Source organism: Mycobacterium sp. UM_Kg1 (genome assembly GCF_000972925.1).
Taxonomy (GTDB): domain Bacteria; phylum Actinomycetota; class Actinomycetes; order Mycobacteriales; family Mycobacteriaceae; genus Mycobacterium; species Mycobacterium hiberniae.
The window spans coordinates 1-12,570 of sequence record NZ_JRMK01000116.1; the positions used below are offsets into that span (position 1 = coordinate 1).

At 68.8% G+C, this 12,570-nt stretch carries 12 protein-coding genes and 1 pseudogene; 10 read left to right on the forward strand and 3 right to left on the reverse strand.

The features are described from left to right. From secF to LI92_RS16250, 4 genes are all read left to right on the forward strand, one after another. Positions 1–912: protein translocase subunit SecF (gene secF / locus LI92_RS16235; RefSeq protein WP_046320604.1), on the forward strand; the 912-nt coding region annotated here is incomplete at its 5' end. A gap of 6 nt (positions 913–918) precedes the next feature. Further along, positions 919–2,577, forward strand: a complete 1,659-nt coding sequence (locus tag LI92_RS16240; RefSeq protein ID WP_046320605.1) for an ABC transporter substrate-binding protein — start codon at positions 919–921, stop codon at positions 2,575–2,577. Continuing rightward, positions 2,574–3,116, forward strand: a complete 543-nt coding sequence (locus tag LI92_RS16245) for an adenine phosphoribosyltransferase (RefSeq protein WP_046320606.1) — start codon at positions 2,574–2,576, stop codon at positions 3,114–3,116. Before LI92_RS16240 ends, LI92_RS16245 begins: the two co-directional genes overlap by 4 nt. A gap of 111 nt (positions 3,117–3,227) precedes the next feature. Beyond that, a complete protein-coding gene (locus LI92_RS16250; protein ID WP_046320618.1) occupies positions 3,228–5,552 on the forward strand; it encodes a RelA/SpoT family protein in 2,325 nt (774 codons plus the stop codon). Positions 5,553–5,557: 5 nt separating this feature from the next. Here the strand turns inward: LI92_RS16250 and LI92_RS16255 are convergent, their stop codons facing one another. Beyond that, on the reverse strand, positions 5,558–6,433 hold the full coding sequence (locus LI92_RS16255) for a peptidylprolyl isomerase (protein ID WP_046320608.1): 876 nt from the start codon (positions 6,431–6,433) through the stop codon (positions 5,558–5,560). A 109-nt stretch (positions 6,434–6,542) separates the two neighbouring features. Here LI92_RS16255 and LI92_RS16260 point away from each other — a divergent pair, with 109 nt between their 5' ends. The 3 genes from LI92_RS16260 (at position 6,543) to LI92_RS24655 (ending at position 9,145) form a co-directional block, all read left to right on the forward strand. Then, positions 6,543–7,220 (forward strand): MBL fold metallo-hydrolase, encoded by a 678-nt coding sequence (locus tag LI92_RS16260; RefSeq protein WP_046320610.1) that lies wholly within the window; start codon positions 6,543–6,545, stop codon positions 7,218–7,220. After that, positions 7,217–8,482: a histidine--tRNA ligase gene (gene hisS, locus LI92_RS16265; RefSeq protein WP_046320611.1), complete on the forward strand. Its 1,266-nt coding sequence runs from the start codon at positions 7,217–7,219 to the stop codon at positions 8,480–8,482. Before LI92_RS16260 ends, hisS begins: the two co-directional genes overlap by 4 nt. A gap of 72 nt (positions 8,483–8,554) precedes the next feature. Beyond that, positions 8,555–9,145, forward strand: coding sequence for an Rv2576c family protein (locus LI92_RS24655; protein WP_152665511.1), 591 nt, complete (start codon positions 8,555–8,557; stop codon positions 9,143–9,145). A 12-nt stretch (positions 9,146–9,157) separates the two neighbouring features. On the opposite strand, the gene LI92_RS16275 is transcribed toward LI92_RS24655, so the two are convergent. Both LI92_RS16275 and ypfJ read right to left on the reverse strand, forming a co-directional pair. Continuing rightward, entirely contained in the window at positions 9,158–9,493 is a 336-nt protein-coding gene (locus LI92_RS16275; RefSeq protein ID WP_046320612.1) for a gamma-glutamylcyclotransferase family protein, read from the reverse strand. A gap of 20 nt (positions 9,494–9,513) precedes the next feature. Next, positions 9,514–10,389 (reverse strand): KPN_02809 family neutral zinc metallopeptidase, encoded by an 876-nt coding sequence (ypfJ, locus tag LI92_RS16280; protein WP_046320620.1) that lies wholly within the window; start codon positions 10,387–10,389, stop codon positions 9,514–9,516. Positions 10,390–10,881: 492 nt separating this feature from the next. Between ypfJ and LI92_RS16285 the strand changes: the two genes are divergently transcribed. The 3 genes and pseudogenes from LI92_RS16285 to LI92_RS22435 all read left to right on the forward strand — a co-directional run. Next, a complete protein-coding gene (locus tag LI92_RS16285; protein WP_046320614.1) occupies positions 10,882–11,181 on the forward strand; it encodes a PE family protein in 300 nt (99 codons plus the stop codon). 14 nt (positions 11,182–11,195) lie between these two features. Then, positions 11,196–12,389 (forward strand): PPE family protein, encoded by a 1,194-nt coding sequence (locus LI92_RS16290; RefSeq protein WP_046320616.1) that lies wholly within the window; start codon positions 11,196–11,198, stop codon positions 12,387–12,389. 86 nt (positions 12,390–12,475) lie between these two features. Then, positions 12,476–12,570 (forward strand): annotated as a pseudogene (locus tag LI92_RS22435) (WXG100 family type VII secretion target); the annotation flags it as partial.

The following is a 12,570-nucleotide window of genomic DNA, read 5'->3' on the forward strand; positions in this document are numbered from 1 at the left end:
GATGTGTATAAGAGACAGACGCTCACCAACGCACAGACCGAGAAGCTGCGCGACGACCTGTTCGAGGCCTTCCAGCCGAACGGCCCCGACGGGCAGCCCAGCAAGCAGGCCATCAGCGACTCGGCGGTCTCGGAGACCTGGGGCGGGCAGATCACCCAGAAGGCGGTCATCGCGCTGGTGGTGTTCCTGCTGCTGGCGTCGCTGTACATCACCGTGCGCTACGAGTGGTTCATGACGCTGTCGGCGATGGTGTCGATGGTCTTCGACATCCTGGTGACCGCCGGCGTGTACTCCCTGGTCGGGTTCGAGGTCACGCCGGCCACCGTCATCGGCTTGTTGACCATCCTGGGGTTCTCCATCTATGACACCGTCATCGTGTTCGACAAAGTCGAGGAGAACACCAGCGGGTTCGAGCACAAAACCCGGCGCACCTACGCCGAGGAAGCCAACCTGGCCGTCAACCAGACCTTCATGCGGTCGATCAACACCAGCCTGATCTCGGCCCTGCCGATCATGTCGCTGATGGTGGTCGCGGTGTGGCTGCTGGGCGTGGGAACCCTGCAAGACCTCGCCCTGGTACAGCTCGTCGGCGTGGTCGTGGGTACCTATTCGTCGATCTACCTGGCCACACCGCTGCTGGTGACCCTGCGGGAGCGCACCGAGCTGGTGCAGAACCACAACCGCCGGGTGATGCGGCGGCGTAACGCCGCGGCCGGGACCAAAGCGGCGCCGGCGGCTGGCGACGGTGCGGAGGATTCCGACAGCGACAACGGCACCGAGCCCGCCGGAGACGATGGTGAGCAGGTCGCGGTGTCTACGGCTCCGGGAGCCCCGACCCCCGGGGCAAAGCCGGCCCGGCCTACCAGCCGGCGCAGCCAGCGTCCGACCGGCAAGCCGGGCGCCGGCCGGTAACCGGCGATGGCGGTCCGCTGTCGGCGCGCTGCGGCGTGGGTGGTGGCGATCGCCACCGGCCTCGGCGTTGCGTCGGTGCCGTCGTGCACCAGTGCCACCGTCGACCAGATCGACTACGCCGTCGACGGCGGACTGAGCACCTACAACAGCACCACCGTGGCCGGCGCCGCGTCGGCGGGGCCGCAGGCCTTCTCCCGCACGCTGATCGGCTTCGGCTATCACGGCCCGGACGGTCAGATCGTCACCGACCACGACTTCGGCAGCATCTCGGTGGTGGGTCGGGCCCCGCTGGTCCTGGACTATCAGATCTCCGACGCGGCGGTGTACTCCGACGGCGAGCCCATCACCTGCGACGACCTGGTGCTCGCGTGGGCCGCCCAGTCCGGCCGGTTCGCCGGATTCGACGCCGCCAGCCGCGCCGGTTACCTCGACATCGAGAACATCGAATGCCAGCCGGGCACCAAGAAGGCACGGGTGTCGTTCTTCCCGGATCGCAACATCGTCGACTATGAGGAACTGTTCACCGCGACCTCGATGATGCCGTCGCACATCATCGCCGACAAGCTCGGTGTGAACACCACCGATGCCGTGCTGGGCAGGCTCGGCCCCGCCGAGGACGTGATCGCCCGGATCGCCGAGGCCTGGAACACCACCTGGCAGCTCGACCACAACGCCGACCTGCGGAATTTTCCGTCGTCGGGGCCCTACAAAATCGACGCGGTGCTGGACGGCGGCGCGGTGGTGCTGGTGGCCAATGACCTGTGGTGGGGCGCCAAGCCGGTCACCAAACGGGTCACGGTCTGGCCGCAGACCGCCGACATCGCCGAGCGGGTCAACAAGCGCGTCATCGAGGTCGTCGACGTGGCGACCGGCTCCGCCGGGTCGTTGATCCCCCCGGACGACTACGACAGCACCGACAGCCCGTCCGGCGGCATCCAACAGCTCATCTTCGCGCCCACGGGCCCGCTCTCAGAGACTCCGGCACGCCGGGCGGTGGCCTTGTGCACCCCGCGCGACGTCATCGCCGGCGACGCGGGTCTTCCGGTGGTGAACTCCCGGCTCAACACCGCCATCGACGACGCCTTCGACCAGGCCGAGAACGTGCCCGAGGCCCAGCAGTTCGCCCGCGCGGACCCCGACGCGGCCCGTGATGCGCTGGACGGCAGGCCGTTGGCGGTGCGCATCGGCTACCGCGGTCCCAACACCCGCCTGGCGGCGGTGGTCGGAGCGATCACCGCCTCGTGCGCGCCGGCGGGCGTCAGCGTCACCGAAGTGGCCGCCGACAGCATCGGCCCGCAGGCGCTGCGCGAGGGACGCATCGACGTGTTGCTCGCCAGCACCGGGGGCTCCACCGGCAGCGGCTCGAGCGGATCCTCGGCCGTGGACGCCTACGAGCTGTTCAGCGGCAACGGCAACAACCTGTCCGGCTACCACAACGATCAGATCGACGGCATCATCTCGGCCCTGGCCGTCACAGCCGACCCCACCGAGATGGTCCGGCTCCTCGGCGAGAGCGCCCCCGTGCTGTGGGCGGACATGCCCCCCCTGCCCCTCTACCGCCAGCAGCGCACCCTGTTGTCGTCGAAGAAGACCTACGGTGTGGCGGCCAACCCCACCCGGTGGGGCGCGGGCTGGAACATGGACCGCTGGGAGCTCAAACCGTGAGCCACGCGGAGTCCGCGGCGGGCGCCGGCGAGATCATCGCGGCGCTGATCCGCGAGGTGCCCGATTTCCCCACGCCGGGGGTCGCCTTCAAGGACCTCACCCCGGTGTTCGCCGACGCGGCGGGCCTGACGGTGGTCACCGATGCCCTGGCACGGGCCGCCGCCGGAGCAGACCTGGTGGCCGGCATCGACGCCCGCGGTTTCCTGCTGGCCGGGGCGGTCGCCGACCGGCTCGGGGGGGGGGCCCTGGCTGTGCGCAAGGGCGGCAAGTTGCCGCCGCCGGTGCTCTCGGAGCGCTACCAGCTCGAGTACGGCACCGCGGTGTTGGAGATCCCGGCGGACGGAGTCGACCTGGCCGGTCGGCGTGTGGTGATCCTCGACGACGTTCTGGCCACCGGCGGTACCCTGGCCGCAACGCGGCGGTTGCTGACCCGGGCAGGAGCCGAGGTGGTCGCGGCGGCGGTGGTGCTGGAGTTGGCCGGGCTGGGCGGGCGAGCCGCCGTGGCCCCGCTGCGGCTCGAACGACTGCACCTGATTTAGCCGATATTCTCGTGGTCGGAGGTGAGCACAGTGGGCCCTGAACAAGGCTTGGAGCAGGGCTTGGGCCAGGGCTCCGACCGCGATCGGTCCAGCGCTGACACAAGCCAGCCGATTGCGGTCTCGGAGGCGGTCGCCCAGGATTCGCCCACCGAGCGCACCGACCTGCTCAAGGTCCCCACCAGCGCCTCCCGGCGGGTGCGGGCCCGGATCGCTCGGCGCATCACGGCGCAGCGGGGGGCGCTCAGCCCGGTGCTGGAGCCGCTGGTGGCGGTGCACCGGCAGTACTATCCGAAAGCCAATCTGGCTCTGCTCCAGCGTGCCTATGAGGTCGCCGAGCAACGCCACGCCACCCAGCTACGGCATTCGGGGGATCCCTACATCACCCACCCGGTGGCTGTGGCGACCATTCTGGCCGAGCTGGGCATGGACACCATCACCCTGGTGGCCGCGTTGCTGCACGACACCGTCGAGGACACCGGTTACACCCTGGAGGCGCTGGGGGGCGAGTTCGGTGACGAGGTCGCCCACCTGGTCGACGGGGTGACCAAGCTGGACAAGGTGGTGCTGGGCACCGCCGCGGAGGCCGAGACCATCCGCAAGATGGTGATTGCGATGGCGCGGGATCCCCGCGTGCTGGTGATCAAGGTCGCCGACCGGCTGCACAACATGCGCACCATCCGCTTCCTGGCGCCCGAGAAGCAGGCCCGCAAGGCGCGCGAGACGCTGGAAGTCATTGCGCCCCTTGCGCATCGGCTGGGTATGGCCACCGTCAAGTGGGAGCTTGAAGACCTGTCCTTCGCGATCCTGCACCCGAAGCGTTACGAGGAGATCGTGCGCCTGGTCGCCGATCGGGCGCCGTCGCGGGACACCTACCTGGCCAAAGTCCGCGCTGAGATCGTCAACACGCTGGCGAAGTCGAAGATCACCGCCACCGTCGAGGGCCGGCCCAAGCACTACTGGTCGATCTATCAGAAGATGATCGTGCGGGGCCGCGACTTCGATGACATCTACGACCTTGTCGGACTGCGGATTCTGTGCGACGAGATCCGGGACTGCTACGCCGCGGTCGGTGTCGTGCACTCGCTGTGGCAGCCGATGGCCGGCCGGTTCAAGGACTACATCGCCCAACCGCGCTACGGGGTCTACCAGTCGCTGCACACCACCGTGATCGGCCCGGAGGGCAAGCCGCTGGAGATCCAGATCCGCACCCGGGAGATGCACCGCACCGCCGAGTACGGCATCGCGGCGCACTGGCGCTACAAAGAAGCCAAGGGCCGCAACGGTGTTCCGCATCTGAACACCGCTGCCGAGATCGACGACATGGCCTGGATGCGTCAGCTGCTGGACTGGCAGCGGGAGGCGGCCGACCCGGGCGAGTTCCTCGAGTCGCTGCGTTACGACCTTGCGGTCAAAGAGATTTTCGTGTTCACCCCCAAGGGCGACGTGATCACCCTGCCCACCGGCTCCACGCCCGTGGACTTCGCCTACGCCGTGCACACCGAGGTCGGTCACCGCTGTATCGGCGCTCGGGTCAACGGCCGGTTGGTGGCCTTGGAACGCAAGCTGGAGAACGGGGAAGTGGTCGAGGTCTTCACCTCGAAGGCGCAGAACGCCGGGCCGTCGAGGGACTGGCAGCAGTTCGTGGTGTCCCCGCGTGCCAAGGCCAAGATCCGCCAGTGGTTCGCCAAGGAGCGCCGCGAGGAGGCGCTGGAGTCCGGCAAGGACGCGATGGCGCGCGAGGTGCGCCGGGCGGGCCTGCCGCTGCAGCGCCTGGTCAACGGCGAGTCGATGGCGGCGGTGGCCCGCGAACTGCACTACAGCGACGTCTCGGCGCTCTACACCGCAGTGGGCGAGAACCACATCTCGGCACACCATGTGGTGCAGCGACTGGTGGCGCAACTGGGCGGGGTGGACCAGGCCGAAGATGATCTGGCCGAGCGTTCCACCCCGCTGACCCTGCCGCGCCGCGAACGGCACTCCGACGACGTCGGCGTGGCGGTTCCCGGCGCCACCGGCGTCCTGACCAAGCTGGCCAAGTGCTGCACCCCGGTGCCCGGTGACGAGATCATGGGTTTCGTCACGCGAGGCGGCGGGGTGTCGGTACACCGCACCGACTGCACCAACGCCAGCGCGCTGCGTCAGCAGGACGAGCGGATCATCGAGGTCAAGTGGGCGCCGTCGCCTTCCTCGGTGTTCCTGGTCGCCATCCAGGTCGAGGCCCTCGACCGGCATCGGCTGCTCTCGGACATCACCAAGGTGCTCGCCGACGAGAAGGTCAACATCTTGTCCGCCTCGGTCACCACCTCCCGCGACCGGGTCGCGGTCAGCCGGTTCACCTTCGAGATGGGCGACCCCAAGCACCTCGGGCACCTGCTCAACGTGGTCCGCAACGTCGAGGGTGTCTACGACGTCTACCGGGTGACCTCAGCGGCATAGCCCCGTCAGTCGGCCTGCACCGACTTGACGGTCACCTTGGTTGCGGGCGGACCGTCCTCGCCGCCGCCCTGCACCCCGGCCGCGGCGATCTTGTCCAGGGTGGCCAGCCCGTCGTCCTGGATCCGGCCGAACACCGTGTACTGCGGCGGCAGCAGCGAATCCTTGTACACCAGGAAGAACTGGCTGCCGTTTGTGCCGGGGCCGGCATTGGCCATCGCCACGGTGCCGCGAGGGTAGGTGACCGCGCGCTGGGCCGCGGGATCTCCGGGGGCGTACTGGTCGGTGGGGTATTCGTTGTCGAACTCATACCCCGGGCCGCCGGTGCCGTCGCCGGCGGGATCCCCGCACTGCAGCACGCTCAGCGTCGGCGACGTGGTGAGCCGGTGGCACTGGGTGTCTTTGAAGAAGTCCTTGGCGGCAAGGCTGATGAAGCTGTTGACCGTGCAGGGGGACTGGGCGTTGTTGAGCATCAGGCCGATCGGCCCCTGGTCGGTCATCATCGACACGCTCACCTCGGCCGGGTCGGTCGGCACCTTGCCGGACCGGGGCGGATCGACGGGTTTGGTGGCCGGCCGGCCCTTCGGGTACTGGCAGTCGGCGCCCAGCTGGGGCGACGCGGTGAATTTCGGCAGCTTCCCGGCGGCGGCGGCCGGGGAGTCGGCCTGCGAGGTCTCCGAACCCGACGAGCCGCCGGCGTTGACATTGCCCGGGTCGTCGTCGCGCAGCACGACGAACACCACCCCGGCGATCAGCAGTACGGACGCCACGGCGCCGAGGATTATCAGCAGCCGGCGCTGCTTGCGGGCTGCCTCGGCGCGCTGCTCAAGTTGTCGGTCCAGATTGCGCTTGGCGGCGGCACGTCGTTCGGAGTTCGTGGGCACCGGCAGTAACCTCCTGGCTCGCTGGTTGAGTCGGCCCTCAAGTGTGCCAGAGCGCGTCTGGGCTGCCCGCGTCACCGCCGGACCGGCGTGCAATGGGAAACTGGTCGGCGTGTTGGTCACCGGATTCCCCGCGGGGATGCTGGCGTGCAACTGCTACGTGGTGGCGCCGCGGCAGGGCGCGGACGCCGTCGTCGTCGACCCCGGACAACGCGCGATGGCCAGGCTGCGGCGCGTTCTCGACGAGAATCGGCTGACGCCGGCGGCGGTGTTGCTCACCCACGGTCACATCGACCACATCTGGTCGGCGCAGAAGGTCTCCGACACCTATGGTTGCCCCACCTATATCCACCCCGAGGACCGCTACATGCTCACCGACCCCGTGCGCTCGTTCGGGACGGTTCCCGGGCAGGCGTTGTTCGGTGTGCTGAGCAAGGTGATGTTCACCGAGCCCCGGCAGCTGATCGAACTGGATCGCGACGGCGCGGTGCTGGGCCTGGGCGACACCGCCGTGACCGTGGACCATACGCCCGGACACACCCGCGGTTCGGTGATCTTCCGGGTCGAAGGCGACGCCGCCGAGGTGGTGTTCAGCGGTGACACACTGTTTCAGAATTCGGTGGGACGCACTGATCTGCCCGGTGGCAGCGGGCGCGATCTGCTGACCTCGATCGTCGGGAAGTTGCTGTGTCTCGACGACGCGACCGTGGTGTTGCCCGGTCACGGACCCCAGACCACCATCGGTGCCGAGCGCCGTAACAACCCGTTCCTGGAAGGGCTGAGTGCGTGAGCACGTTTGCCGCACCCAAAGGGGTGCCCGATTACGTTCCGCCGGCCTCCGCCGGTTTCGTCGCGGTTCGCGACGGACTGTTGGCGGTCGCTCGCCGCGCCGGCTACGGCGATATCGAGCTGCCGATCTTCGAGGACACCGCCCTGTTCGCGCGCGGGGTGGGGGAGTCCACCGACGTGGTCTCCAAAGAGATGTACACCTTCGCCGACCGGGGCGAGCGTTCGGTGACCCTGCGGCCCGAGGGCACCGCGGGCGTGATGCGCGCGGTGATCGAGCACGGACTGGACCGGGGCCAGTTGCCGGTCAAACTCTGCTATTCCGGCCCGTTCTTCCGCTACGAGCGTCCGCAGGCCGGCCGTTACCGGCAGCTGCAACAGGTCGGGGTCGAGGCCATCGGCGTGGACGATCCCGCGCTGGACGCCGAGGTGATCGCAGTTGCCGACGAGGGGTTCCGTTCCCTGGGCCTGGAGGGCTTCCGGCTGGAGATCACCTCGCTGGGTGACGACACCTGCCGGCCCGCCTACCGGGAATTGCTGCAGCAGTTCCTGTTCGGCCTGGACCTGGACGAGGAGACGCGCCGCCGCGCCGAGATCAATCCGCTGCGCGTGCTCGACGACAAGCGCCCGCATGTGCGGGAGATGACCGCCGACGCCCCGCTCATGCTGGAGCACCTGTCGGAGGCCGCCCGGACGCACTTCGACACCGTGCTGGCGCATCTGGACGCGTTGCAGGTGCCCTACGTCATCAATCCGCGAATGGTGCGCGGTCTGGATTACTACACCAAGACCACCTTTGAATTCGTGCACGACGGATTGGGCGCGCAGTCGGGGATCGGCGGTGGCGGCCGCTACGACGGCCTGATGCGGCAGCTGGGCGGGCAGGACCTGTCCGGTATCGGCTTCGGCCTGGGCGTGGACCGCACCCTGCTCGCGCTGGCCGCCGAGGGTAAAACCGTCGGGCGCTCGACGCGCTGCGACGTGTTCGGCGTGGGGCTTTCCGAGTCCGCCAAGCTGCAGCTGGCGGTGGTCGCCGCCCGCCTGCGGGAGGCCGGGCTGCGGGTGGATCTGGCTTACGGGGACCGCGGTCTCAAAGGCGCGATGCGGGCGGCCGACCGTTCCGGGGCCGTGGTGGCCCTCGTCGCCGGCGACCGCGATCTGCAGGCCGGCACCGTCGGCGTCAAACTCCTGGCCACCGGCGAGCAGGTCGACGTCGCGATCGATGACGTGGTGGCCCAGGTCCGGGCCCGCGTGAGCGGCGGCTGACGCGGCCGCCCCATCGGTGACTTGCGTTTGCCGGCCCTCGTCGTAGACGGCACTCCGGTACCGTTTCCGGGTATGACGATGATGCAGAAGGCGACATCCGGGCTCGGCGCAGTGCTTTTGGTGACGGCGGGCGGACTGCTCTGCGGCCAGCCGACGGCTTTGGCGGAGCCGGAGCCCTCGACAGAATCCTCGGCGGAATCGGCGGCGCCCGGCCCGACCCCCAGCCCGGCCGCCACTCCGGCCCCCAGCGAGCCCGCCACCCCGACCCCGAGCGAGGCCGCCACGCCGACCGAGAATGCGTCCGAGTCCTCAGCCGAAGCCTCGAAGCCCGCCGTGGCGGGCGGGCACGAGGTCACCTACACCATCACCGCCACCAGTGACCTGACCGGCAACATCTCCTACATCAAGACCGATCCGCCGAGCATGGCGGCCTACAACGCCAACTCCTCGGAGTACCTCGAGACCGTCCGCGTGCCGATCGCCGGCGGCCAGCCGGTGGTTTACACCACCACGTTGGCCGATCCCGCCCAGTGGGCGCTGGTCACCGCCAGTGGGGGCCTGCGGATCAACCCGGAGTTTCACTGCGAGATCGCCGTCGACGGCGAGGTGGTGGTGTCGCAGCAGGGGGGCAGCGGCGTTTCCTGCGCCACCCGGCCGTGGTGAGCCAGCTCCGATTCAGTCGGCGAACACATAAGCCCAGGCCTGCGCGCCGGAGCGCAGCGGCACCGCGATTCGCCGATAGGCGTCGACTTCGTAGTCGTCGGCGGCGGCGAGCTCCGCGGCGCTGATCGCGAACACGGTGCCTGCCACGTATGCGCCTGGCGCTGGGCGCAGTATCGGGTGGCGGTCGCTGCCGCTGACCGCCACCACGTGGGGATCGGTGATCGTGACGTAGTCGAGTTCGTAGTCGGCGATCGCGTCCTCCCGGCCGTCGAGTTCGCGCCCGAACGTGCTGCGCTGCACCTGTGCAAGCTGCAGCGTGCCGTAGGAAAACAGCAGCTCGGTGTTCACCGCGGGTCGGTCAGCCAGGGCTAACCCAGGTCACGTGCGGCGAAGGTGTCGCACTTGTCGGGGTCGCCGGTCTGGTAGCCGACGGTGAACCAGTGCTGACGCTGCGCCGATGCGCCATGCGTCCAGGATTCCGGGTTTACCCGGCCGGTCGCGGCCTGCTGGATGCGGTCGTCGCCCACCGACGACGCCGCCGACAAGGCGTCGCGGATGTCGGTGTCGGTCAGCGGCTCCAAAAACGGCACGCCGGTGCCTTCCTGCTTGGTCACCGACGCATAGTGGGCCCACACGCCGGCGTAGCAGTCGGCCTGCAGTTCCGTGCGGACACCGGCGCCGGTGGGGCCCTGCGCGCCCTGCTGGGCTCGGCCGAGCACGCCGAGCAGGTTCTGCACGTGGTGTCCGAATTCGTGGGCGACGACGTACTCCTGCGCGAGCGGTCCGCTGCTGGAACCGAATCGGTCGACGAGCACCGTGAAGAAGTCGGTGTCGAAGTAGGCGGTCTGGTCCACCGGGCAGTAGAACGGCCCCACCGCGCTGGTGGCAGCCCCGCAGCCGGTGGACGTCTGTCCACTGAACAGCTGCACCCGTGGCCGGGTGTAGCCCCGCATCAGGTCCGACCAGACCGCGTCCACCGAATTGGCGGTCGCCACCACCCGGCATTGCACATATTTGTTGGCGTCCTGTCCGGTGCGGCACTTGTTGAGATCGAATCCCGGCGCGCTGTATTGCGCGGAATCCACCGGCTGCTGGCTCAGGACTTCGCCGGGATCGGCTCCCAACAACAGAGCCACCACCAGGATCACCAGTCCGGCCACGCCGCCGCCGACGGCGATGCCGCGGCCGCCGCCACCGGAGGAGGTGGTGCTCGTATCGATCCGCATACCCTCGTTGAAGGTCATCGCACGCTCCGTGGGGTTGTCCGTGGGGCCGGTGGCGGCCGACCGATGGGGCACCTTAGCTTTGCACACCGGCGCCCACGCCCAGGGCTGCTTGGGCGGGTTGAATCCGGTGAATCCCACGCCCCGGCTGAGTGAATCCGGCGTTGTCTGACCAGATCCCAAAGCTTTACTGAATGTTTGTCGCGCCGCTGTACCGGGTGTTCACGGCGGTGTTACGTTCTGCATCCGGCCGCAGTGGGACCCCCTCCCGCAACGGTCGGCCAGCTATCTGCCCAGCTCTTTAGAGAGGTCGTCTGCGCGGTGAACGTCTCAACCCGTCTTCTTGGGCCCGTGCTTTGCCCCGGCGCCGAGTTGCCGTTCGTCACTGCAGCCACAGCTTTATCAGACCGTTATTACAACTGTCCGCTAGAGTGACGTACGTCAAGTATTGACGCTAACTTCGAATATCAAACATCCCCCCAGAGACGCCTTGCACGACCCCCAGGAGGAACAATGTCGTTCGTTACCGCTCAGCCAGAGTTTCTGACGGCGGCCGCCGGAAGCCTTTCCGGAATCGGCGACTCCATGGCCGCAGGGGTCACAGCCGCTGCCGCGCCCACGACCGGGGTGGTCGCGCCGGCCGCCGACGTGGTGTCGGCCATCACCGCTGCCCAGTTCGCTGCGCACGGGGCACTGTTCCAGGAGGTCAGCGCGCAGGCGACTGCAGTGCACCAGCAGATCGTGGCCACCTTGAGCAGCAACGCCAACGCCTACGCCCTCACCGAGGCCGTCAACGCAGCGGCCGCCGGCTGAAGCGGGGCGCATCGATGAGTTTCAGTATCTTTCCGCCGGAGATCAACTCCGGGTTGATCTATACCGGCCCGGGCTCGGCTCCGCTGCTTCAAGCCGCAGAGGCATGGAGCCAACTGGCTGCCGAGTTGGTCACGACGGCCACGGCGACCCACTCGGTGATCGCCAACCTGGATTCGACGTGGACCGGTATCGGCTCTGCCTCGGCGACCGCCGCGACCGCTCCCTATGTGGCCTGGTTGGAGCAGGCTGCGGCCACTGCCGCAGCCAACGCAGGTCTGGCCACCCAGGCCGCCGGGCTATTCGAAGCGGCTCGTGCCGCGTCGGTCCCGCCCCCGGCGATCGTGGCGAACCGGGCGATGCTGCTGGCGCTGGTCTCGACCAACTTCTTCGGCCAGAACACCCCGGCGATCGCGGCGACGGAGGCCCAGTACGAGGCCATGTGGGCGACCGACGGCGCAGCGATGGACACCTACAGTGCCGCGGCCGAGGCCAACAACAATGCCCTGCAGCAGGTCTCGCCGCCGCCGCAGTCCGCGCTGGCGACCACGCCGGGATCGGCTGAGGGTGGTCCGGTCCCCGGGACCGGTGTTCCGGTCACCCCGCCCGCGGGCTACGACTTTGCCACCGTCGGCGGGTTGATCGACGCCGTCGGCCTGCCCTCGGCGATGTTCGGCGACAAGGTCGCGGCCACGACCATCACCTCGATGATGTCGCCGATCAACACGATGTCCGGGCCCGCGATGATGCTGGTGAGATTCCTGCCGATGCTGATGCAGTTCGCCCGCATGGGCGGTACGGCCGGGACCGCTGGCACCTTGGCCGGGCAGGCCGGCGCCGGCGGCGCCGGCACCCTGATGACCCAGATCGGTGACTTCGTCAACGACAAGCTGCAGGGCGCGGTCGGCGTACTGGCCGGCCACTTCAGCTCGGCCACCAGCGCCATCTCCGCCAAGCTCGGTCAGGCCGCCTCGATGGGCGCGCTCAAAGTGCCGCAAGCCTGGTCGATGGCGGCCGACGGCATGGTCCGTGCCGCACCGGTGCTGCCGGCCACCACGGTCAGCGCACCCATCCAGGCCATGTCGGCGGGTGGCGGGTTGCCCGGCGGCCCGTTCGGCAACGCGCTGATGGGCGCGATGGCCGGACGCGGACTGGGTGCCGTAGCCGCCAAAGCCCCCAAGGTTATGCCCCGTTCGCCGGCTGGCGGGTAGCGGAAGGGGCCACAACACACACACGTGTCTGCCGGGTCGGCGCCCGGCTACCACAACGAATTTCGAGCAAGTAGGGAGAAAGAATCATGGCAACACGTTTTATGACCGACCCGGACGCGATGCGTGCGATGGCCGGCCGGTTCGATGTGCACGCGCAGACCGTTGAGGACGAGGCTCGCCG

What these genes read in the sequence shown, in the direction of transcription:
- LI92_RS16240 (WP_046320605.1), top strand. Translation starts at nt 919, where the DNA reads ATGGCGGTCCGCTGTCGGCGCGCTGCGGCGTGGGTGGTGGCGATCGCC.
- ypfJ (WP_046320620.1), bottom strand. Translation starts at nt 10,389, where the DNA reads ATGACCTTCAACGAGGGTATGCGGATCGATACGAGCACCACCTCCTCC.
- LI92_RS16285 (WP_046320614.1), top strand. Translation starts at nt 10,882, where the DNA reads ATGTCGTTCGTTACCGCTCAGCCAGAGTTTCTGACGGCGGCCGCCGGA.
- LI92_RS24655 (WP_152665511.1), top strand. Translation starts at nt 8,555, where the DNA reads ATGACGATGATGCAGAAGGCGACATCCGGGCTCGGCGCAGTGCTTTTG.
- LI92_RS16290 (WP_046320616.1), top strand. Translation starts at nt 11,196, where the DNA reads ATGAGTTTCAGTATCTTTCCGCCGGAGATCAACTCCGGGTTGATCTAT.